The sequence below is a fragment of the Ensifer sp. ENS09 genome (assembly GCF_014852425.1).
In the GTDB taxonomy this organism is placed as follows: domain Bacteria; phylum Pseudomonadota; class Alphaproteobacteria; order Rhizobiales; family Rhizobiaceae; genus Ensifer.
This window is the reverse complement of the sequence record NZ_JACVBP010000007.1, coordinates 236,581-257,877: the sequence shown is the minus strand read 5'-3', so window position 1 is coordinate 257,877 and position 21,297 is coordinate 236,581. Positions and strand designations below refer to the sequence as shown.

The following is a 21,297-nucleotide window of genomic DNA, read 5'->3' as shown; positions in this document are numbered from 1 at the left end:
GCCGGCCCTTTTGTTTTGCATCTGACATGATCTTGCTTGGTCGCCGTGGTATCGCTGGCGCCTTGCGTGACGACGCCGCACAAACTTGGTCCCCCATAAACGCGGTCAAGGAGTTCTGATGCTTGCTGCCATACCGCTGCTGATCCTGCCTTTTGCAATCTACAATCTCGCGATGATCGGAATGTTCGGCGGCCTCGCCGGCCTGAACGCCGACATGGTGTCGCTCTCCATGCTATCAGGCGCGACCTGGACGATGCGCTTCGGCGACCTCCTGATCGTCGGCGCCTTGCTGCTGCTCTTCGTCGAGCTGCTGAAAGCGACGCGCACGAGCAGCCGCGCACTGATGGATCATCTGCTCTCGATGATCCTGTTCATCGTCTTTTTGATCGAATTTCTGCTGCTCGCACCGGCGGCAACGCAGCTCTTCTTCATCCTGATGACCATCAGCTTCATCGATGTCATCGCCGGCTTTGCCGTCTCGATGCGCTCGGCCGGCCGCGACGTGTCGATTGGCCTCTAGGCCCTTACGGTTCGAGGCGACGCCGCCCCGATTTCCGCGATCGCTGTTGCAGGTGAAGTGAAGGCAGGAAGCGTTTTCCCTGCCTGGTCGTCCTTTAGCCGAGATTGTCGAGCTTGGTCTGGAGCGCGCGCAGCTGCTCCTTCAGTTCGTCGATATCCTTGGCTTCGGCCTTCTTCGTTTCCTTCACCGGCGGCGCGGTGATGAAGGGCGAAAACATCTGCATGGCCTGATGGAACATCTCGGTGTTGCGACGCACCTGCTCTTCGACAAGTTGCAGCGGAACCTGCAGGTTCTTGCCGAGCGGCGTGTCGCCGAAGGCCTTGTTGATCTGCTCGCGCATCTGCGACTGCTGCTCGGTGAAAGCCTGCATCGAATGTTCGAGATAGCTCGGCACCACCATCTGCATCTGGTCGCCGTAGAACGAGATCAGCTGGCGCAGGAAGGAGATCGGCAGCAGCGTATTGCCGGTCTTGGACTCCTGCTCGAAGATGATCTGCGTCAGCACGGAATGGGTGATGTCCTCGCCGGATTTCGCATCCTGAACGATGAAGTCCTCACCCTTCTTCACCATCACAGCCAGGTCGTCGAGCGTGACATAGGTGCTGGTCCCGGTGTTGTAGAGCCGCCGGTTCGCATATTTTTTGATAACGATCTGGCCTTCGTGCTTCGCCATCAGGGTCTCCTCTCCCCCATCATCCCGTCTTTATTGCGTTTTTCAGAGTATCCGCAAAAGCGCGCCGCTGACAATGTCTTTGTGCGTTGCGGCGACGCAAGTGCAAAATCTTGCGGTTGCGTTTTAGGTGATGCTTTTATGGCACTGCATCAAGGCGTTTGACTTGCGTCGCGCGCTTTGCCAGTCTGCCTCCATTAGGCCAGAAGATCTGAGGAAACGTCCCATGAGCAATCCCTCCATCGTGATCGCCAGCGCCGGCCGCACCGCGGTCGGATCCTTCAACGGCGCCTTCGGCAACACGCCGGCGCACGAGCTTGGCGCAGCCGTCATCAAGGGCGTGCTCGAGCGCGCAGGCATCGAAGCCGGTGAGGTCGACGAGGTTATCCTCGGCCAGGTGCTTCAGGCCGGCGAAGGCCAGAACCCGGCGCGCCAGGCTGCGATGAAGGCCGGCGTTCCGCAGGAAAAGACCGCCTGGGGCATGAACCAGCTCTGCGGCTCCGGCCTGCGCGCGGTCGCGCTCGGCATGCAGCAGATTGCAACCGGTGATGCTGAGATCATCGTCGCGGGCGGCATGGAATCCATGTCGATGGCGCCGCACTGCTCGCATCTTCGCGGCGGCGTGAAGATGGGCGACTTCAAGATGATCGATACGATGATCAAGGACGGCCTGACCGACGCCTTCTACGGTTATCACATGGGCATTACCGCCGAGAACGTCGCTCGCCAGTGGCAGCTCAGCCGCGAGGAACAGGACGCATTTGCGCTCGCCTCGCAGAACAAGGCGGAAGCCGCCCAGAAGGCCGGGCGCTTTGTGGACGAGATCATTCCCTTCATCGTCAAGGGCCGCAAGGGCGACGTCACCGTCGACCAGGACGAATATATCCGCCACGGTGCAACGCTCGACCAGATGACGAAGCTGCGCCCCGCCTTCGACAAGGAAGGCACGGTCACGGCAGGCAACGCCTCGGGCCTCAATGACGGCGCTGCAGCAACGCTACTGATGACCGAGGCGCAGGCCTCCAAGCGCGGTATCCAGCCGCTTGCCCGCATCGTTTCCTGGGCAACCGCCGGCGTCGATCCGCAGGTCATGGGCACCGGCCCGATCCCGGCCTCGCGCAAGGCGCTGGCTAGGGCCGGCTGGGCGATCGGTGATGTCGAACTGGTGGAAGCCAACGAAGCCTTCGCGGCCCAGGCCTGCGCGGTCAACAAGGATCTCGGCTGGGATCCGTCGATCGTCAACGTCAATGGCGGCGCGATCGCCATCGGTCACCCGATCGGCGCGTCCGGCGCCCGCGTGCTCAACACGCTGCTGTTCGAAATGAAGCGCCGCGGCGTTTCCAAGGGGCTCGCAACGCTCTGCATCGGCGGCGGCATGGGCGTCGCCATGTGCGTCGAGCGGCTCTGATCGGTCTGGCGGCATGAACAGCGCCAGGTGGGTTCCATTTTCCCTGCTTCTGGCCGGTTCGCCGATCGTTTCTGCACATGCCAATCCCGCGCCTCTCGACGAGGCGCGGCTGGTACAGTGCATGCTGAAACATACGACTTCCGACGAGGAGAGCGTTTTCAAGGACGTGATGGTCGCGGCCTTGAACGATGACAGCGGTGCGCTGAAGGCGTCGCTGGAGCAGCTCTCCGAGGTGATGATGGGTCTCGCTCTGGAAAAGTGCGAGGTGGCTCTGTCCGCTCTGGCTACGCCGCAGTTTCAAGCGGTCGCCGGGCTCTACGGGCAACAGGTCGGCGAAAAGCTGATGAAGAAGGCATTCGGAAAACTGAACTGATCAAGTGGGAGGCGCATATGAGCAGGGTAGCATTGGTCACGGGTGGGTCGCGCGGCATTGGTGCGGCAATTTCCATCGCACTCAAGAATGCCGGCTACAGGGTGGCTGCCAACTATGCCGGCAATGACGAGAAGGCCCAGGCCTTCAAGCAGGAAACCGGCATCCCGGTCTACAAGTGGGACGTCTCCAACTATCAGGCCTGCGCCGAAGGTATCGCCAAGGTCGAGGCCGACCTCGGTCCGGTGGACGTGCTGGTCAACAATGCGGGCATCACCCGCGACGCCATGTTCCACAAGATGACGCCGGAGCAGTGGGGCGAGGTGATCGGCACCAACCTCACCGGTCTCTTCAACATGACGCATCCGCTCTGGTCGGCCATGCGCGACCGCGGCTTCGGTCGCGTCATCAACATCTCGTCGATCAACGGCCAGAAGGGCCAGATGGGCCAGGCCAACTATTCGGCGGCCAAGGCCGGTGATCTCGGCTTCACCAAGGCGCTTGCCCAGGAAGGGGCCGCCAAGGGCATTACCGTGAACGCGATCTGCCCCGGCTATATCGGTACGGAGATGGTGCTGGCGGTGCCGGAGAAGGTGCTCAACGAGCGCATCATTCCGCAGATCCCGGTCGGCCGCCTTGGCGAACCGGAAGAAATCGCCCGCTGCGTGGTGTTCCTTGCCTCCGACGATGCCGGCTTCATCACCGGCTCGACGATTTCGGCGAATGGCGGACAGTTTTTCGTCTGAGCATCAGGCAAGCTGAACACCAGCGAACGGCGCCTTTCGAGGCGCCGTTTCCATGTGGTGGCGGCGCATGAGAATCCTGCTCGAAATCCTGAAATTGCGCCGGCAGTTCCGTTGCCGGGGCGGGGCGTAGACACTATATCTTGTGGAGAACAAAGGTGGAATGACGCGCGGTCTGCGAGTCGCTGCCGAATGTTCCCGCACTGGGCGCGACTCCGAACTGCGATTCTCATTCTCTCGCTTGGGTGAATCCCTGACGAATTTCGTGAAAAAAATTCCAGGCTTTCCAGAGTCTTGGATTCGGAATCCTTGGGCCCGTCAGGCAACGGGAGAGCCGGGATTATTGTGCGCCAAAGCGCCTGATGGGCGGAATCATTGCCAGATTCAGCATGTGGTGCAACGTTCGGTGTTGAAATCTATATGTAGTCGTGAACATACAGTGAATCACAATGAGTCGTCGATTCGTCGCCGATTCGTTCCACGGCTGTTCCAATTGTCGATTGCGCCGACCACAACAGGTGGTGCAATGGGCTGAGAGATGCCAAGCGATGGTTTTAGTTGTCTGCGCCCCTTGCGTTTGGCTCGGTGCGTGGGCATGTGTTTGCCGCCAGCGTGAAAAGACGCTGCCGTAATTTCTGAATGCCCGGGATCGATGACGTGTCCGTTCACCCCATGATCCTGAGCGGCCGCGGCGTCACCGCGGTGCTCGGGCCCACCAATACCGGCAAGACGCATTACGCGATCGAGCGCATGATTGCGCACGACAGCGGCGTCATCGGCCTGCCGCTGCGCCTCTTGGCGCGCGAGGTCTATACGCGCCTGGTCGAAAGGGTCGGCCATCACAACGTCGCGCTGATCACCGGCGAGGAAAAGATCACGCCGCACCGGGCGCGCTATTCGGTCTGCACCGTCGAGGCCATGCCGCGCGAGACGACGGCGTCCTTCGTGGCGATCGATGAAGTGCAGCTTGCCGGAGATCTCGAGCGCGGCCACATCTTCACCGACCGGATCCTGCACCTGCGCGGCCGCGGCGAGACGCTGCTGCTCGGCGCCGGGACGATGCGGCCGATCCTCGAGCAATTGCTGCCCGGCATCACCGTGGTCGAGCGGCCGCGCATGTCGCAGCTGCTCTATGCGGGCTCGAAGAAGATCACCCGCCTGCCGCATCGCACGGCAATCGTCGCCTTCTCGGCCGACGAAGTCTATGCGATCGCCGAGCTGATCCGCCGCCAGCGCGGCGGTGCCGCCGTCGTTCTCGGCGCGCTGTCGCCGCGCACGCGCAATGCCCAGGTGGCGCTCTACCAGGAAGGCGACGTCGAATACCTGGTCGCGACCGACGCGATCGGCATGGGGCTCAATCTCGACGTCGACCATGTCGCCTTTGCGCAGGATCGGAAGTTCGACGGCTATCAGTTCCGCAATCTCAATCCGGCCGAGCTTGCGCAGATCGCCGGCCGCGCCGGCCGGCATTTGCGCGACGGTACGTTCGGGGTGACCGGCCGCGTCGATCCCTTCGACAACGAACTCGTCCATCGCATCGAGGCGCATGAGTTCGATCCGGTGAAGGTGCTGCAGTGGCGCTCGAAGGCTTTCGATTACGCTTCTATCGCCGCTCTGAAGAAGAGTCTTGAGGCCGCGCCGACGGTTCCCGGCCTTGCCCGGGCGCTACCTGCGGTAGACCAGCAGGCGTTCGAGCATTTGGCCCGGTATCCCGAGGTCGTCGACATAACGACCAATGCCGAGCGGGTGGAAAAACTGTGGGAAGCCTGCGCGCTGCCGGACTATCGGCGCATTACACCGGCTCAACATGCCGACTTGATCTCGACGATCTACGCGGATCTTGTCCGCCGCGGTACCGTAAACGAAGATTTCATGGCCGAGCAGGTCAGGCGTGCCGATCATACGGACGGTGAGATCGACACACTTTCGGCGCGAATCGCGCAGATCAGGACATGGACTTATGTGTCGAACCGGCCCGGATGGCTGGCCGATCCGACACACTGGCAAGAAAAGACGCGGGAAATTGAAGATCGATTATCCGACGCACTACATGAACGGTTGACGAAACGCTTTGTTGATCGCAGGACATCTGTGCTCATGAAGCGCCTGAGAGAGAATGCTATGCTGGAAGCTGAAATCAGTGTGAATGGTGATGTCTTCGTCGAAGGACACCACGTAGGACAACTAACCGGTTTCCGGTTTACGCTGGCGACCGGCGGCGATGGCCCGGATGCCAAGGCTGTGCAGGGTGCTGCCCAGAAGGCGCTGGCGCTCGAGTTCGAAGCACGCGCCGCGCGGCTGCATGCTTCCGGCAACAACGACCTGGCGCTTTCGTCGGATGGTCTGGTGCGCTGGCTCGGCGATCCCGTCGCCCGTCTGACGGCAAGCGACCACGTCATGCGCCCGCGCGTCATCCTTCTGGCCGACGATCAGCTGCAGGCGAACGCCCGCGAGCATGTTCTGGCGCGTATCGAGCGTTTCGTGAACCATCACATCGGCACGGTCTTGAAGCCGCTCGACGATATCTCGCGCGCCGAGGATCTCGAAGGTCTTGCCAAGGGCCTCGCTTTCCAGCTCGTCGAGAACCTCGGCGTGCTCTTCCGTCGCGATGTCGCAGACGACGTCAAGTCGCTGGACCAGGACGGCCGCGCTTCGATCCGCAAGTACGGCGTTCGCTTCGGCGCCTACCACATCTTCCTGCCGGCGCTGCTGAAGCCGGCTCCGGCCGAACTCATCACGCTCCTCTGGGCGCTGAAGAACGACGGCCTCGACAAGCCCGGCTATGGCGACCTCATCCCGATGCTCGCTGCCGGCCGGACGTCTGTCGTTACCGATCCGTCCTTCGAGCGGACCTTCTACAAGCTGGCCGGTTTCCGCTTCCTCGGAAAGCGTGCAGTGCGCATCGATATCCTCGAGCGCCTCGCCGATCTCATCCGGCCGCTCCTGCAGTGGAAGCCAGGCACGCAGCCGCGTCCGGAAGGCGCCTATGACGGTCGTCGCTTCACCGCGACCACCTCGATGCTCTCGATCCTCGGCGCGACGCCCGACGACATGGAAGAGATCCTGAAGGGCCTCGGCTACCGTGCAGACAGCGTCAAGGCCGAGGAGGCCCAGGCCTTCCTCGCTGGCCAGGATGGCGGTGCTGCCGTTGCTGCCGCCGCTTCCGAGCCGGTTTCTGCCGTCGATGATGTCGATGCCGGCGACAGTGCGGCTGAAGGCGAGACTGCAGTCGTCGAGGCGCCTGCCGCGGAAGGCGAGAAGCCCGAAGCTGACGTTGTCGTCGAAGCCCAGCCTGCTGAGGCCCAGGCGACTGAGACCCAAGTTACGGACACCGGTGAGCCGGTGGAAGCCAAGCCCGTTCTGCTCTGGCGTCCCGGCACCCGCCAGGACAACCAGCGCCAGGGCGGTGGCCGCCACGAGGGTGAACAGCGTCGCGGCGGTCAGCGCCACGGGCGTGGTCAAGGCCAGGGCCAGGGCGAAGGACGTGAAGGCGGCCGCAAGGGTGGTCAGCAGACGCGCGGTAAGCGTCATGACGGTGGCAAGCCGGAAGGCGGGCCGCGTCAGGAACGCGGCGATCGTCATGATCGTCACGACCGTGGCGGCAAGCCGGGCCAGGGCAAGTTCGAGTCGCGTCCGCCGCGTCGCGAGAAGCCGGTGGATCCGGATTCGCCCTTCGCCAAGCTTGCTGCTCTCAAGGAGCAGATGAAGAAGTAAGGTAGACCATGGAAAAACAGCCTGCGTCCAACCCGGCCTCGCGCCAGCGTCTCGACAAGTGGCTGTTTTTCACGCGGCTGATCAAATCTCGATCGCTTGCGCAAAAGGCGATCGAGGATGGCCGCGTCGCCGTCAACGACGAGCGCGTGACGCAGTCTTCGTTTCAATTGAAGACGGGCGATCTGCTCGAACTCGCGCTCGACCGACGCAGCCTGATCGTCCGGGTCCTTGGCCCGGGCGAGCGGCGCGGTCCCTATGAGGAAGCGCGCCTGCTTTACGACGATCTGACGCCGGAGCAGCCGAAGGAGAAATTGTCGGCTTACGAGCTTGCCACGCGTGAACGTGGCGCAGGCCGGCCGACGAAGAAGGAGCGGCGGGAAACCGACCGGCTGAAGCCCGATTTCGATCCCCGCGACGACTGAAGGGCGTCTCGTTCCCTACCGGCCCCTGGCTGCAAAACGCTACGCGCTTTTGCGCGACAGCCTTTAGAAAACTCTGCCTTTGCCGTGGCGTTTCGCGCATTGAATATTCTTGCAAAGGGTCCATAAAGCCTTTACCTGACAGACCCACGTTGGGTGCATCGGGTTTGCTTCGGCAGCTATGCGCGCCGGACATTCCTAGCATGCGCGGACGACGAGCATCACCATTGATTGCCGTCTGCCATCAAACGTGAGCATCGGCTGGAGTACCTCATGACGTATGTCGTGACCGACAATTGCATTCGCTGCAAGTATACCGACTGTGTCGAAGTCTGCCCCGTGGATTGCTTCTACGAGGGTGAGAATTTCCTCGTCATTCATCCTGACGAGTGCATCGACTGTGGCGTTTGCGAACCGGAATGTCCTGCCGAGGCGATCAAACCGGATACCGAGCCGGGTCTTGATATGTGGCTGAAACTGAACGCGGATTTCGCTTCGAAGTGGCCGAACATCACCGTCAAGCGCGATCCGATGCCGGAAGCGAAGGAAATGGACGGCGTCGAAGGCAAGTACGAGAAGTTCTTCTCGACCGAGCCGGGCCAGGGCGACTGAGACGAAGCGGTCGCCACCGTTCGCCGAGCCTGACGAAGCAGAACTGCTCCCGGGCGCAAAGCTGGGGAAAACACGAGCCGCGCTCGCAGTTGCGAGAATGGTGGCTTGATGGCTGCCATGCAGCAAATTATTGATTTCGGCACTTTTTTGTGATAGGTTCGTTCTACTGATCCACAGAGGGTGTTTTTGCGCGCCCGAAAACCATCACGAAAGCAAACGATCTCCAAAACGCGGTTTATCCCTAGTACGCAACATGGCGTTGCTCTGTTGTGACCGCATTTTATGAGGCTGTTTGCATTCCTTGGACGGACCAGGATGTACCCACCCGGCGGTATCCCCGTCTATCCCGGGCCTCACTGACCCGGCCCCGGCCAGAATGGCCGGCGCGAAACAGGGAGTTTTTGAAACGAATGACGACCCAGCAGAAAAAATCTTCGACACGCCAGGGCTTCAAGACCGGTGAATCGATCGTCTATCCGGCCCACGGTGTTGGCCAGATCGTGGCGATCGAAGAGCAGGAAGTCGCCGGCATGAAGCTTGAGCTTTTTGTCATCGATTTCGAGAAGGACAAGATGCGCCTGAAAGTGCCGGTGGCCAAGGCCGTCAGCATCGGCATGCGCAAGCTCTCCGAAACCGATTTCGTCGACCGCGCGTTGAAGGTTGTGCAGGGCAAGGCTCGCGTGAAGCGCACCATGTGGTCGCGCCGCGCCCAGGAATACGATGCCAAGATCAATTCCGGCGACCTGATTTCCATCGCGGAAGTCGTGCGCGACCTCTACCGCGCCGAAAACCAGCCGGAACAGTCCTATTCCGAACGCCAGCTCTATGAAGCTGCCCTCGACCGCATGGCGCGCGAAATCGCTGCCGTCAACAAGATGTCGGAAACCGAAGCTGTTCGCCTCGTCGAGGCCAATCTCAGCAAGGGTCCGAAGCGCGGCAAGGCGATCGATGAAGACGACGCTCAGGACGAAGCTGCATAAGCCGTCCGACTGCACTGAGACTACCAAAAAGCCCGGCCATCGCGCCGGGCTTTTTCTTTGATCGCGTGGAACTTTTGCCGCCTGCGCGCATTTATAAAAGCCGGCAGAAACGCGCCGCTTGCGCGCCGGGCGATCTTGGTTCTGTGCTTCGTCACCGTTCAGGTTCGTGACTTGGAAGTTAGGGCGCCGCGTCGTTTCTTCAAGTTTCGACATAGCGGCGCGAGACGCCCCTGCTGCCGGACATCTTCTCCGTCCGGCCTTTTGGACTTCACACGCAATGGCGCCCGGCGCCAGTCACGGAGTGATCGATGAAGACTCTCACTGCAGACCGGCGGATGATCAAGATCGCGATGGAAGCGCCCTATCTCGAGCGCGACGAGGAGCACAAGCTGGCGCAAGCCTGGCGAAACGACAACGATCAGGAAGCCCGCAACAAGATCGCCATGTCGCATATGCGCCTGGTCATTTCGATGGCCGCAAAGTTCCGCAATTTCGGCCTGCCGATGGGTGACCTCGTCCAGGAGGGCCATATCGGTCTCCTGGAGGCGGCAGCCCGTTTTGAGCCGAGCCGCGAGGTTCGCTTCTCGACCTATGCCACCTGGTGGATCCGGGCGTCGATGCAGGACTATGTCCTGCGCAACTGGTCGATTGTCCGCGGTGGCACCAGCTCTGCGCAGAAGGCCCTGTTCTTCAACCTTCGGCGCCTTCGTGCCCGGCTTGCCCAGGGTGACAGGCAACTTACATCGCAGGCTATGCATGAGGAGATTGCCGCTGCCCTCGGTGTCAGCATCGCTGACGTGCAGACGATGGATGCGCGGCTTTCCGGCAGCGACACCTCGCTGCAGGCGCCGGTCGGCGGCAGCGATTCCGATGGCGGTGAACGGCTCGATTTCCTCGCCAGCGACGCGCCGTTGCCGGACGAGCAGGTGAGCGAGATGATCGACGGCGAACGGGCCCGCGTCTGGCTGCGCGATGCGCTGGGAGCGCTGACGGAGCGCGAGATGCGCATCATCCGCGCCCGGCGGCTGACGGAAGAAGGGGCGACGCTCGAAGAGCTCGGCATCGATCTCGGAATTTCCAAGGAACGCGTGCGGCAGATCGAAACCCGGGCCTTGGAAAAGCTCCGGGCAGCCCTGGCGACGAGAGCGCCGGCGCTGACCGCAGGTATTCATTGACCGTCTGACGCCGCCACGCCTGTGCTGTGCTCGGCGACCCGGCACTGAGCCGGGCTGCAGTGCTGCCCGTTGATTGCTTGGCAATGAGACGATTGGTGCTTGTTTTTTGGCAATCGTAGAGGCACTCAGCGACGCGCTTGCCTAGCAGACGGCAGGCAGTCACGCGCGCACCAACGCGCTGCAACCGCGCCCACCTCACGCTATTCGGAAACGATCTTCACCTTGTCGCCCGGCTTTATCGTCGAGCTGACCTGCATCGCATTGATCACCCGGAAGAGGTCGAGCTTCCGGTCGGTTCCCATCATGCGGGCCGACAACGTGGTGATCGTATCGCCGGGCCGGACGGTCACGACCCGGATCCGCAGCGGCTTCAGCGACTGTGTCTCGGCGGCCGTCATGCGGCGGAACGAGGTGCGCAACTGGTTTGCGGTCGGCTCAAGCGCGTTCGACCCCTTGGGCACGGCGGTCAGGAAGCGGTAAATCCGCGTATCGATACGAATGACCGTCACGTCGAAATCCCAACGGTCAGCGGAGGCGCGCGCTGTTGCGGCTTCCAGGCCGTTGACGCTGATCTGCCGGATCGTATCGGGCTTGAGGCCCGTGACCCAACCACTGGCGATATAGTCGGTCAGGCTTCGGCCGCCCGTGTCGGCGACGCCGTCGAAGCGCACGGCGATGTCGCCGGCGCCGGTTGCCAGCACCGCCTCGGCCTTGTTGTCGATCTGGAATCCGGCGGGCACGTCGAAGCGGATGCCGAGTTGGCCGTGCAGGAAGGTCTGGCCGCGCACATAGCCTTCTTGCGGGCTGTCGCCATAGAGCAGGCCGTCGATACCGGCGAGATAGTAGTCGCGCCCGCGGTCGCCACTGGTGCCTTCGGGACCGAAGGCACGGGCATGCCGGCGCGCGAGATCGACACGCTGGGGCGCGTTCGGGTGGCTCGACAGGAAGTCGAGGCTCTGGTCGGATTCCGGATCGACCGCCGTGAAGCGGCTATAGGCGGCCATCGAGTCGAGGAAGCGCGCGGCGGCATAGGGGTCGTAGCCGGCCTCGCCGAGCATGCGCACGCCGATCACGTCGGCCTGGAGTTCCTGGTTGCGCGAGAAGGCCGCGAGCCGGAGCTTGCCGCGGGCGAGTGCCTGCTTCCCGGCGATATCGGAGGACAGCACCTCGGAGACCACCCGGCTGGCGATCACTTCCGCTTCCTCGCGCTGCTGCCGCTCGATGCCATGGTTGGCGGTGACGTGGGCCATCTCGTGCGACAGCACGGCGGCGACCTCGGAGGCGTCGTTCGCAAGCGCGAGCAGGCCGCGGGTGACGTAGAGATAACCGCCCGGCAACGCGAAGGCGTTGATCGCCGGCGAATTCAGGATGGTGATGCGATAGGACTGTTGCGGATTCTCGGAGACCGCCGTCAGCGCGCCGGTGATGCGCGCCACCAGGCGCTCGGTCTTGGCGTCCTTGTACTCGCCGCCGTAGCTTGCGACGATACGCGGATGTTCGCGCGCGCCCAGCTGTGCCCGCGGATCGTTCTTCTGGACTTCCTCGACGATCTGCGGATTGGATGAAGGCGAAACCGTCGGCTGATAAGTCTGCTCGATCACGGATTGGCATGCGGAAAGGAGCGTGGTCGCAAGCAATGCAACCACGGCGCGTCCACGCAGCCGTCCGCCCGTCGGCGGGATCCGGTCGTGTGTGACTGTATGCCTCTCCATGCCTCAGCCCGTTTCCGTCCGTCGCTCCGCCCGCATTCTGCGGAAACGTGGAACGACAGCGTTGAAAGTCCTACTTTTTCAGCGCGGCAGCGTTGCTCTGCCGCGACCTTTCAGTCCTGGTCTTGCTGTATCTGATTTCAGCGCCACCTGCCTAGTTTATCTCGGTAGAAATAGTTGCCCCGTGGTATCACGGCAACGGATGCGGGAATATTCGCGCCTTGCCGGATATTTCGCGCGTCGCATGGCGCCGCGGTCAAATTGTGGCAACCGGCCAAGGGCGTGGTGAATCCCGTCCGTCCTTCAAGTATTGCCGAGAAAGCGGTCGATCGCCGCATTATCCCGCCGCGCCAGGAAGCGGTCGACGGCGTCGTTTGCGATGATACGCCCCCGGTCGAGAAAAAGCACGCTGTCGGCCAGGGCTTTCACGTCTTCGGGATGGTGTGTGATCATCAGGATCGTGTTGCCTTCCTCCGCGTGCAGTTCGCGCAGGAGTGTGCGCATGCCGGCGCGCATGCCGGGATCAAGCGCCGCGAAGGGTTCGTCGAGCAACAGCAGCGGGCGCTTTCGCACAAGCGCCCGGGCAAGGGCGACACGCTGGCGTTCGCCGCCGGAAAGCGTCGGCGGCAGCCTTTTCCCGAAGCCTTCGAGCCCGACGCGGCGGAGCGCGTCTTCGATCTTGTCGCGATCGGTCGCGGTCAATCGAAGCGCCGGGTCGATGCCGAGGCCGATATTGGTCGCGACGTCGAGATGGGCGAAAAGGTTGTTGTCCTGGAAGATCATCGAGACCGGCCGTTCCGACGGCGCCCGATCGGCCACGTTCTCGCCGAGAATGCGGACCTCGCCGCGATCGGGGTCCTCGAACCCGGCAATGATGTGGAGCAGCGTCGACTTGCCGGAGCCCGACGCACCGGCGACGGCGACGATGCCACCGGTGGCAATCGTGCAATCGAAGGTGAGCGCGGCCGTTTCGAAACGGACCTCGACATCGCGCAGCTCTATCGCGGGAACGGGGTGGGTCATGCTTTGCGTCTTTCCGGCCGGCTGTCATTCGCCGTGCCGAGGATGGTGAAGATCAGGCACAGAAGCCCGAGGAAAAGGGCGAGACCGGCGGCGTCGGCGGTGCGGTAGCTGCCCATGCGGCTATAGAGCAGCCAGGGCAGCGTCACCATGTCCTGGCTGCCGAAGAGGGCGACGGCGCCGAGGTCGCCGAGCGACAGCGCCATGGCGAAGGAAAGTGCCATCAGCAGCGGCTTGCGCAGCGCCGGAAAGTCGATCCATCGCAGGCGATCAAAGCCACGGATGCCAAGGCTTGCCGTCAGCCGTTCCGACCGCGCCGCATGGGTCGCCATTGCCGGCGCGAGGATGCGGTGGACGAAGGGAAGCGCCATCAGCGCATTGATCGCCACGACGATAAAGGGCGCAAAACGCGCGACATCGCCGAAGGGACGCAGCAGAAGGAACCAGCCGGCGCCGAGCACCACGGGCGGCACCAGCAGGATCAGCGAGGTGCTGGCGCCGATGGCGCCGGCAAAGCCGCGGGCGAGCGACGTCGCGTGACGCGGCGCGGTGACGGTCGCGGCTGCGCGGATCATCACGGCCGCCATGGTGACGGAGGCGAGGGCCGACGCGAGCGCGATTGCCGCGCTGGTCAGCAGCGCCCGGTGCACCGCCGGGTCGCGCGCGAGCTTCAGCAGATCGGCTTCGAGGCCGGAGGTGAGGACGGCGATCAGCGGTGCGCCAAGAAACAGAAAGGCAAGGGCGATCCAGGCGCCATCACTCAGGCGCGCGATCCTGGACGCGCCATCGAAGCGGCGCACGGTGCGGCCACCGGTCATGCCCTCTTCCGGCTCGGTCGCCAGATAACGAAGCAGGAACAGCAGCAGGCCGGTCATGGCGATCTGCAGGGCCGATAGCGCGATGGCGCGCGGCGGATCGAAGTCGAAGCGCAGCGCCTGGTAGATTGCCACTTCGATTGTGCTGGCCGCAGGCCCGCCGCCAAGCGTCAACACGAGGGTGAAGCTGGTGGCACAGAGCATGAAGACGAGGCCGGCGGCACCTGGAAGGAGGCCGCGCAGGACCGGCCACTCGATGAAACGGAAGAGTGCTCGCGACGGCATGCCGAGATTGGCGGCGCTGCGCCAATACTCGGCGGGGATGCGCTCGAGCCCGGCCAGGAAGAGGCGCGCCGCAAGCGGCATGTTGAAGAAGACGTGGGCGAGCAGGATGCCGAACAGGCCGTAGATGCTGACGGGCTGCGCGAGGCCGAGCCAGCGCAGGCCGGAATTGAGGAAGCCCTGGCGCCCCCAGATCTCGATCAAGCCGAGTGCGCCGACGAGAACGGGCAGGCCGAGCGGCAACGCCATCAGGCGCAAGAGCCAGATGCGGCCGGGAAACTGCGGCCGTCGCGCCAGCGCCCGGGCGACCGGGATGGCAAAGAGTACCGACAGCTGTGTCGAGAGGGTCGCCTGCAGCAGCGTGAAGCGGGTGACGCGCCAGATATAGGCGTCGAACAGCGCGTCATCGCTCGCGCCGCCCGTCTGGCTCAGCAAGGCGACGATCGCCAGGCCGACGAAAAGCACGAAGGCGCCGAGGCAGGCTGCCCCGGCGACCACTGTCATGCGATTTTCGCGCAGTGCGAACAATCCGGCCTCAGTTCTTGCTCATGGCGGCGAGCCATTCGTCGATCCAGGCCTTGCGGTTCTTGGCGACCTCCTCCGAAGGCAGGAGGAAGGTGTTCTCCGGGTTGACCAGCTTGTTGAAGGCGTCCGGCAGCGGCTCCTTGGTCGCTGCGACCGGCATCATCCAGTTGGTCGTCGGGATGATCGACTGGAAGTCCGGACCGGTCATGAAGGCGAGGAACTGCTTTGCCAGTTCCGGCTCCTTGGCGTTCTTGGTCATGCCGGCGACTTCGATCTGGATGTAGTGGCCTTCGGAGAAGGCAGCCGCCTGATAGCGCTCGGTGTTTTCCGCGACCATGTGGTAGGCCGGCGACGTGGTGTAGGACAGCACCATCGGCGCCTCGCCCTTGGTGAAGAGGCCATAGGCTTCCGACCAGCCGGGAGTGACGGTCAGGACGCGGTCCTTCAGCTTCGCCCAGGCGGCACCCGCCTCGTCGCCATAGACGGCCTTGACCCAGAGGAGCAGGCCGAGGCCCGGCGTCGACGTGCGCGGATCCTCGATGACGATCTTTTGCGACGGGTCACCTTCGACCAGTTCCTTGAGGCTCTTCGGTGGCGTCTTCAGCGTCTCGGTATCGTAGACGACGGCGAAGTGGCCGTAGTCATAGGGCAGGAAGGTGTCGTCGGAGAAGTTGCCGGGCACGGTGACGCCGGTTGCCTCGATGCCGTGCGGCGCGAAGAAGCCGGTCGCCTTGGCTTCGGCCACGAGGTTGGTGTCGAGGCCGAGCACGATGTCGGCCTTGGAAGCCGCGCCTTCGAGCTTCAGGCGGGTGAGAAGCTCGACGCCGTCGGCGACGCCGACGTAGTTGACCTTGCACTCGCAGGTCTTCTCGAAGGCTTCCGCAACCTTGGCGCCCGGTCCCCATTCGGTGATGAAGCTCTCATAGGTATAGACCGTCAGCGTCTTGTCGGCGGCGGTCGCGACGCCGGAAAAAACGAGGCTTGCGGCGGCCGCAAGGGCTAGCCGGCTAAAGAGTTTGAGTTGCGATGAATTGGACATGGCGAGGACCTCTCTCCCAAAGTTCGTTGTTGCATGGGAAAAGGGCGTATCGATCCGATCGCGTCTAATCCCTCCGCCGGTATGAGCCGGATCAGGTTCCGCGGGTTGGCGTTTTTACGCCTCTCAGCCTCCGGCCGCTGTGCGGTCGGGAGGCACCCCGTTAGAGCGGCAAGAGATTTACCGCTGCCAAGGCCCCAAGGCAAGCGATGTTTGCGGGGAAGCAAGGGCGCCTGGCCGGCACGACGGCGCATGTTTGCGTAAGCCGCCAACTGCGCTACACAACGGCAGCGAGGAGGAAATGTCATGCCCGATATGCTCGTTCGACTTTATGCCCTGCCGGCTGAGCCTCAGTCGAAGCTTGGTCCTGGCGTCAGCATTCGCCGCGCCATGGCGCCGGAGCGCCGCCTGGTCGTGTCCTGGATCGAAAAGACCTTTGGCGCCGGATGGGCGGGCGAGGCGGAAGCCGCCTTTTCCTCGACCCCGACACGCATGCATGTCGCAGTCCATGACGAAAAGATCGTCGGCTTTTCCTGCCACGACGTGACGGCGCTCGGCTTTTTCGGTCCGACCGGTGTCGACGAAAGCAGGCGCGGACAGGGGATCGGCGAGGCGTTGCTGCTTGCAAGCCTGACGGCCATGCGCGAGGCCGGCTACGGCTACGCGATTATCGGCGGTGTCGGGCCGGCGAAGTTCTACGAGCGGGTGGCCGGGGCTGTCGAGATCCCGGATTCGACCCCCGGCATTTATGCCGGCATGCTGTTCCCCGATCCGGTGCCCGAGGGGCATTGACGGTCTGACCAAAATACCGAGAACCGGTCGCCCGACGGTTTTCTTCGTTTTCCTTCGGCGGTCCTTTGCGCTATGGGCTTTGCCATGGCTCGATCGACCTTCACCATTCTGCTTGGCGGCGCCCTTTCGCTGACCGACCGGCTGGCTCACCAACTGGCCGCAAGTCGCTTCATCGCGGCTGATGGCGGCATGCGCCATGCGCGGCTGCTCGGCATCGTGCCCGATGTCTGGGTCGGTGATTTCGACTCGACCGAGGAAGCCCTTCTTGCGGACTACGCCTCGGTCCCGCGCGAGCCCTATCCGGCGGCAAAGGCCGCGACGGACGGCGAGATCGCGGTCGAGGCGGCGCTGTCGCGTGGGGCCGATCGCCTGATCTTCGCCGGCGCGCTCGGCGGCACCCGCAGTGATCATGCGTTCATGCATCTGCTTCATGCCGTCGCCCTTGCCGAGCGCGGGCTTTCGGTGTTGATGACGTCGGGCGAGGAAGAGGCCTATCCACTGCTGGCCGGCCCGCTCGAAGTCGACCTGCCCAAGGGCTGCCTCTTCTCGGTGCTGGGTCTGACCGAGCTTACCGGCCTTTCGATCGTCAATGCGCGCTACCCGCTTGACGATTTCACCCTGCCGTTCGGTTCGTCCCGAACCGTTTCCAACGTTGCGGAGGGTCCCCTTCGCTTCACTCTCAAGAGCGGCCGCGCCCTGGTGCTTGCCCGCCCCTATGATCTTTCCGGAGCCTGAGCCTTGGCGCCTCCCATTCTGAAACTCGACGATATCTTCCTCACCTTTGGCGGCACGCCGCTGCTTGCCGGCGCCAATTTTCAAGTGGAGCCGGGCGACAAGATCTGCCTGGTCGGCCGCAACGGCTCGGGCAAATCGACGCTGATGAAGATCGCCGCGGGCCTTGCAGAGGCGCAGTCGGGCGAGGTGTTCCGCCATCCCTCGGCGACCATCCGCTATCTGCATCAGGCGCCGGATTTCGACGGCTACGACACGGTGCAGGCCTATGCCGAGGCGGGCCTCGGCCCGAGCGACGATCCCTATCGCGTCGCCTACCTGCTGCAACACCTGGGTCTGACCGGCGAAGAAGACCCGAAGCGCCTTTCTGGCGGCGAGGCGCGCCGCGCAGCACTCGCCCGTGTCATGGCGCCGGAGCCGGATATCCTTTTGCTCGACGAGCCGACCAACCATCTCGACCTGCCGACGATCGAGTGGCTTGAAGACGAACTGATCCGCAGCCGCTCGGCGCTGGTGCTGATCTCACACGACCGGCGCTTCCTGGAGAAGGTGTCGACCGCGACCGTTTGGCTCGACCGCGGCCAGTCGCGCCGCCTTGACCGCGGCTTCGCTCATTTCGAGGCCTGGCGTGATGAAGTGCTAGAGGCGGAAGAACTGGAACAGCACAAGCTCGGCAAGGCGATCGAACGCGAAGAGCATTGGCTGCGCTACGGCGTGACCGCGCGGCGCAAGCGCAACATGCGTCGCCTTGGCGAGCTGCAGACCATGCGGGCGACCTATCGCGGCCACAAGGGGCCGCAGGGCACCGTGCAGGCGACGGCCGCCGACGCCAAGGAATCCGGCAAGCTGGTGATCGAGGCCGAGAAGATCACCAAGGCCTATGGCGAGCGCACAATCGTCGCGCCGTTCTCGATCCGCGTGCACCGCGGCGACCGCATCGGTCTCGTCGGCCCGAACGGTGCCGGCAAGACGACGCTCCTGAAGATACTGACCGGGCAGATCGACCCGGACACGGGCACGGTCAAGCTCGGCACCAATCTGGAAATCGCGACGCTCGACCAGAAGCGCGAAGACCTCAATCTCGACGATACGCTGGCGCACTACCTGACGGACGGGCGCGGCGACAACCTGCTGGTCAATGGCGAGCAGCGCCACGTTACCGGTTACATGAAGGACTTCCTGTTCCAGCCGGAGCAGGCGCGCACCCCGATCCGTGAGCTTTCGGGCGGCGAGCGCGCAAGGCTGATGCTGGCGCGCATCCTCGCGCGGGCGACGAACCTTCTGATCCTCGACGAGCCGACCAACGATCTCGACATCGAGACGCTCGACCTGCTGCAGGAGATCGTCGCCGGTTTTGCCGGAACTGTGATCCTCGTCAGCCACGACCGTGACTTCCTCGACCGCACCGTCACCTCGACGATCGCACCAGCCAATCCGGAGGCGCCGGATGGACGCTGGATCGAGTATGCCGGCGGCTATTCCGACATGATGGCGCAGCGCAAGGGCGCGATCGAGGAGAAGCGCAAGGCCGAGAAGGCGGAGAAGGCCAGGGCCGATGCCGCCGCACCCACGGCCGAAGCGCCGAAGGCTGCCAAGGGCAAGCTTTCCTACAAGCAGAAATTCGCGCTCGAAAACCTGCCGAAGGAGATCGCCAAGGCGGAGGCCGAGGCTGCCAAGCGCGAAGAAAAGATGGCGGATCCCAACCTCTTCACAAAAGATCCAAATGCTTTTGCGAAACTGGCGCAGGAGCTGGAGAAGCTGCGTGCCGACCTTGCTCGCATGGAAGAGGAATGGCTGGAGCTCGAGATGCTGCGCGAGGAGCTCGAGGGCTGAGGTACAGCCAAGACGGTTCCATGCGTGAATGCAAAGGTAATACGTTGAATCCTTGCGGGTTTTACCGTTAAACTGGTAAGGGAATGATCGCTCGCCGCGTTGAACGTTATCAGATGCTATGATAAGTAAAACTTATTATATCACCTGTGAACGATCATGATGCCCTTCAAGCTAGAATCCGAAACCATTGGAATGCTTCTGACCGATGTCTCGCGCCTCTTGCGCGGGGCCTTCGACCGCAAGGTCAATGCCATGGACCTGGGCATCACGCCCGGCGAGGCGCGCACGCTGATCCAGGCGGCGCTTACCGAGGGCATCAAACAGGCCGAAATCGCCACACGCATGGGCATCGAGCCGATGACGCTGTCGGCCTATCTCGACCGGCTGGAGACCAACGGGCTCGTCGCCCGTGTTCCCGATCCGGCGGATCGTCGCGCCAAGAATGTTATCATCACCGAAAAGGCGGGTCCGCTGCTCAACGAGTTGATGACCGGCCTCCGCGAAATGATGGATGCCTATACCGAAGGGCTGGATGCGGAAGCGCGCGCGCTTCTCTGTTCCAACCTGCGCATCCTGCGTGACAATCTGCGTCAGCTCGATCCGTGCCTTGCGGGCAAGGATACAGCGGAGAAGGCCGAGGTCCGGGCCGGAGCCGCGCAATGACGCGTCGCATGAGCGAGCGGCGCACAAGCATCATCGGCGCCTTCCTGGTGGCGCTCGGCCCCGTTTCCATGGCGCTCTACACGCCGGCGATGCCCGAACTGGTGCGTGCCTTCTCCTCAAGCGAAGCGGCGATCAAGATGACGCTGTCGCTCTATTTCGCCGGCTTCGCCTTTGCCCAGCTTGTCTCCGGGACGCTTTCCGACGTCATCGGACGCCGGCGCGCGACGCTGATCTTCATGGCGATCTACCTCGTCGGCAGCCTGATGGCGGCCTTTGCGCCTTCCGTCGCGGTGCTTTTGGCCGGCCGCCTGGTGCAGGGCATCGGCGCCTCCGTCGGGATGACCGTGGCGCGTGCGATCGTGCGCGACCAGTTCACCGGGACTGAAGCCGCACGCATCATGAACATGATCGGCATGATGCTGGCCCTCGGACCCGCCGTGTCGCCGACGCTTGGCGGCCTGGCGCTCGGTCTCTTCGGGTGGCAGTCGATCTTCTTCCTGATGGTCGGCTTTGCCGCCATGGCCTGTCTCACCGTGCAGTTCTTCATGGCCGAGACCGCGACCCCGGATCCGGCCAAGGGCCGCCTGAAGCCCATCCTTGCGGCCTACCGGCGGTTGGTGAGCGACAGCCGCTTCGTTTCCTCGACACTTGTGATCGGCGGAGCGGTCGGCGCACTTTATGCCTGGGCGACCATGTTGCCCTTCGTGCTGATCAATGCGGTGGGGCTGACACCGACCGAGTTCGGCGTCGGCATGCTGATGCAGTCGGGCCTTTTCTTTTCGGGAACCGTTGTGGTGCGGCTGCTGATGCGGCGTTTCACGCCGCAGGCGCTAGTGCCGGCCGGCCTCGTCTTCATCGGTGCGGCCAGCCTCGCGCTTGCCTACACCATGCACATGCTGCCGCCGAGCTTCCTCTCGGTCATGCTGCCGATCGGCATCTATGCCTTCGGCATCGCCTTCGTCATGCCCTACATGATGACGGCGGCGATGGCGCCGTTTCCGGACATCGCTGGCACGGCGTCGGCAGTGATGGGTTTCGTACAGATGGGCTCGGGGCTGCTTGGTGGCGCGATCGCCGCGGCGGTCGGCGCTCCGGTGCTGGCGCTCGGCACGATCATTCCATGCTTCGGCCTCGTCTGCATCCTGAGCTATGTCTGGTATCGCCGCAACGTTCGCTCGCAGCCGCTCGCCGTGCCGGTCGAGCGCAAGGATCCCTTGCAGCAAGCGGCGGAGTAGTGGACACGAAAAAAGCCTCCGCGAAAGCATCGCGGAGGCTTTTT

The 21,297-nt window shown here is 63.3% G+C and carries 19 protein-coding genes and 1 riboswitch; of the genes, 14 read left to right on the top strand and 5 right to left on the bottom strand.

Going from position 1 to position 21,297, the window contains the following annotated elements; all coding sequences use genetic code 11:
- The first annotated feature begins 118 nt into the window (after positions 1-118).
- On the top strand, positions 119-520 hold the full coding sequence (locus tag IB267_RS30085; RefSeq protein WP_034802925.1) for a membrane protein: 402 nt from the start codon (positions 119-121) through the stop codon (positions 518-520).
- A 94-nt stretch (positions 521-614) separates the two neighbouring features.
- Here the strand turns inward: IB267_RS30085 and phaR are convergent, their stop codons facing one another.
- A complete protein-coding gene (gene phaR, locus IB267_RS30080; protein ID WP_034802922.1) occupies positions 615-1,193 on the bottom strand; it encodes a polyhydroxyalkanoate synthesis repressor PhaR in 579 nt (192 codons plus the stop codon).
- A 223-nt stretch (positions 1,194-1,416) separates the two neighbouring features.
- Here phaR and IB267_RS30075 point away from each other — a divergent pair, with 223 nt between their 5' ends.
- The 8 genes from IB267_RS30075 to IB267_RS30040 all read left to right on the top strand — a co-directional run bounded on the left by IB267_RS30075 (position 1,417) and on the right by IB267_RS30040 (position 10,611).
- Positions 1,417-2,598 (top strand): acetyl-CoA C-acetyltransferase, encoded by a 1,182-nt coding sequence (locus tag IB267_RS30075; protein WP_192451066.1) that lies wholly within the window; start codon positions 1,417-1,419, stop codon positions 2,596-2,598.
- A gap of 13 nt (positions 2,599-2,611) precedes the next feature.
- Positions 2,612-2,971 (top strand): hypothetical protein, encoded by a 360-nt coding sequence (locus tag IB267_RS30070; protein WP_192451065.1) that lies wholly within the window; start codon positions 2,612-2,614, stop codon positions 2,969-2,971.
- A 17-nt stretch (positions 2,972-2,988) separates the two neighbouring features.
- The gene (locus IB267_RS30065) at positions 2,989-3,714 is read left to right on the top strand and encodes a beta-ketoacyl-ACP reductase (protein ID WP_192451064.1); all 726 of its coding nucleotides are present in this window, start codon (positions 2,989-2,991) and stop codon (positions 3,712-3,714) included.
- A 654-nt stretch (positions 3,715-4,368) separates the two neighbouring features.
- A complete protein-coding gene (locus IB267_RS30060) occupies positions 4,369-7,425 on the top strand; it encodes a helicase-related protein (protein ID WP_192451063.1) in 3,057 nt (1,018 codons plus the stop codon).
- Between the two features lie 8 nt (positions 7,426-7,433).
- Positions 7,434-7,847, top strand: a complete 414-nt coding sequence (locus IB267_RS30055; RefSeq protein WP_192451062.1) for an RNA-binding S4 domain-containing protein — start codon at positions 7,434-7,436, stop codon at positions 7,845-7,847.
- Between the two features lie 270 nt (positions 7,848-8,117).
- Positions 8,118-8,456, top strand: a complete 339-nt coding sequence (fdxA, locus tag IB267_RS30050; RefSeq protein ID WP_034802896.1) for a ferredoxin FdxA — start codon at positions 8,118-8,120, stop codon at positions 8,454-8,456.
- 410 nt (positions 8,457-8,866) lie between these two features.
- Positions 8,867-9,436 carry a CarD family transcriptional regulator gene (locus IB267_RS30045; RefSeq protein ID WP_034802893.1) on the top strand — a complete coding sequence of 190 codons (570 nt, stop codon included), beginning with the start codon at positions 8,867-8,869 and terminating at the stop codon, positions 9,434-9,436.
- A 308-nt stretch (positions 9,437-9,744) separates the two neighbouring features.
- Entirely contained in the window at positions 9,745-10,611 is an 867-nt protein-coding gene (locus IB267_RS30040) for an RNA polymerase factor sigma-32 (protein ID WP_043622257.1), read from the top strand.
- Between the two features lie 200 nt (positions 10,612-10,811).
- Here IB267_RS30040 and IB267_RS30035 read toward each other — a convergent pair whose 3' ends face one another.
- From IB267_RS30035 to thiB, 4 genes are all read right to left on the bottom strand, one after another.
- Positions 10,812-12,323: a M48 family metalloprotease gene (locus IB267_RS30035; protein WP_192451061.1), complete on the bottom strand. Its 1,512-nt coding sequence runs from the start codon at positions 12,321-12,323 to the stop codon at positions 10,812-10,814.
- Positions 12,324-12,623: 300 nt separating this feature from the next.
- Entirely contained in the window at positions 12,624-13,343 is a 720-nt protein-coding gene (thiQ, locus tag IB267_RS30030; RefSeq protein ID WP_192451060.1) for a thiamine ABC transporter ATP-binding protein, read from the bottom strand.
- Complete coding sequence (gene thiP, locus IB267_RS30025) at positions 13,340-14,965, bottom strand: thiamine/thiamine pyrophosphate ABC transporter permease ThiP (RefSeq protein ID WP_256436980.1); 1,626 nt, start codon at positions 14,963-14,965, stop codon at positions 13,340-13,342. The genes thiQ and thiP overlap by 4 nt, the downstream gene beginning before the upstream one ends.
- A gap of 7 nt (positions 14,966-14,972) precedes the next feature.
- The gene (thiB, locus tag IB267_RS30020; protein ID WP_192451058.1) at positions 14,973-16,001 is read right to left on the bottom strand and encodes a thiamine ABC transporter substrate binding subunit; all 1,029 of its coding nucleotides are present in this window, start codon (positions 15,999-16,001) and stop codon (positions 14,973-14,975) included.
- Between the two features lie 51 nt (positions 16,002-16,052).
- A riboswitch (TPP riboswitch) is annotated at positions 16,053-16,171 on the bottom strand.
- Between the two features lie 133 nt (positions 16,172-16,304).
- Between thiB and IB267_RS30015 the strand changes: the two genes are divergently transcribed.
- The 5 genes from IB267_RS30015 to IB267_RS29995 all read left to right on the top strand — a co-directional run bounded on the left by IB267_RS30015 (position 16,305) and on the right by IB267_RS29995 (position 21,253).
- On the top strand, positions 16,305-16,790 hold the full coding sequence (locus IB267_RS30015) for a GNAT family N-acetyltransferase (protein WP_192451057.1): 486 nt from the start codon (positions 16,305-16,307) through the stop codon (positions 16,788-16,790).
- 84 nt (positions 16,791-16,874) lie between these two features.
- A complete protein-coding gene (locus IB267_RS30010; protein WP_192451056.1) occupies positions 16,875-17,525 on the top strand; it encodes a thiamine diphosphokinase in 651 nt (216 codons plus the stop codon).
- Positions 17,526-17,528: 3 nt separating this feature from the next.
- Positions 17,529-19,355 (top strand): ABC-F family ATP-binding cassette domain-containing protein, encoded by a 1,827-nt coding sequence (locus IB267_RS30005; protein WP_192451055.1) that lies wholly within the window; start codon positions 17,529-17,531, stop codon positions 19,353-19,355.
- A 159-nt stretch (positions 19,356-19,514) separates the two neighbouring features.
- Positions 19,515-20,018, top strand: coding sequence for a MarR family winged helix-turn-helix transcriptional regulator (locus IB267_RS30000; protein WP_192451118.1), 504 nt, complete (start codon positions 19,515-19,517; stop codon positions 20,016-20,018).
- Complete coding sequence (locus tag IB267_RS29995; RefSeq protein WP_192451054.1) at positions 20,015-21,253, top strand: multidrug effflux MFS transporter; 1,239 nt, start codon at positions 20,015-20,017, stop codon at positions 21,251-21,253. The genes IB267_RS30000 and IB267_RS29995 overlap by 4 nt, the downstream gene beginning before the upstream one ends.
- The last annotated feature ends 44 nt before the right edge of the window (positions 21,254-21,297 follow it).

Bases quoted from the DNA above. Each gene is read 5' to 3' on its own strand.
- IB267_RS30010 (WP_192451056.1), top strand. From the start codon at position 16,875: ATGGCTCGATCGACCTTCACCATTCTGCTTGGCGGCGCCCTTTCGCTG.
- IB267_RS30065 (WP_192451064.1), top strand. From the start codon at position 2,989: ATGAGCAGGGTAGCATTGGTCACGGGTGGGTCGCGCGGCATTGGTGCG.
- thiQ (WP_192451060.1), bottom strand. From the start codon at position 13,343: ATGACCCACCCCGTTCCCGCGATAGAGCTGCGCGATGTCGAGGTCCGT.
- IB267_RS30040 (WP_043622257.1), top strand. From the start codon at position 9,745: ATGAAGACTCTCACTGCAGACCGGCGGATGATCAAGATCGCGATGGAA.
- IB267_RS30085 (WP_034802925.1), top strand. From the start codon at position 119: ATGCTTGCTGCCATACCGCTGCTGATCCTGCCTTTTGCAATCTACAAT.
- IB267_RS30075 (WP_192451066.1), top strand. From the start codon at position 1,417: ATGAGCAATCCCTCCATCGTGATCGCCAGCGCCGGCCGCACCGCGGTC.
- IB267_RS30070 (WP_192451065.1), top strand. From the start codon at position 2,612: ATGAACAGCGCCAGGTGGGTTCCATTTTCCCTGCTTCTGGCCGGTTCG.
- IB267_RS30035 (WP_192451061.1), bottom strand. From the start codon at position 12,323: ATGGAGAGGCATACAGTCACACACGACCGGATCCCGCCGACGGGCGGA.
- IB267_RS30045 (WP_034802893.1), top strand. From the start codon at position 8,867: ATGACGACCCAGCAGAAAAAATCTTCGACACGCCAGGGCTTCAAGACC.
- IB267_RS30015 (WP_192451057.1), top strand. From the start codon at position 16,305: ATGCCCGATATGCTCGTTCGACTTTATGCCCTGCCGGCTGAGCCTCAG.
- IB267_RS30000 (WP_192451118.1), top strand. From the start codon at position 19,515: ATGCCCTTCAAGCTAGAATCCGAAACCATTGGAATGCTTCTGACCGAT.
- phaR (WP_034802922.1), bottom strand. From the start codon at position 1,193: ATGGCGAAGCACGAAGGCCAGATCGTTATCAAAAAATATGCGAACCGG.
- IB267_RS30055 (WP_192451062.1), top strand. From the start codon at position 7,434: ATGGAAAAACAGCCTGCGTCCAACCCGGCCTCGCGCCAGCGTCTCGAC.
- fdxA (WP_034802896.1), top strand. From the start codon at position 8,118: ATGACGTATGTCGTGACCGACAATTGCATTCGCTGCAAGTATACCGAC.
- IB267_RS29995 (WP_192451054.1), top strand. From the start codon at position 20,015: ATGACGCGTCGCATGAGCGAGCGGCGCACAAGCATCATCGGCGCCTTC.
- thiB (WP_192451058.1), bottom strand. From the start codon at position 16,001: ATGTCCAATTCATCGCAACTCAAACTCTTTAGCCGGCTAGCCCTTGCG.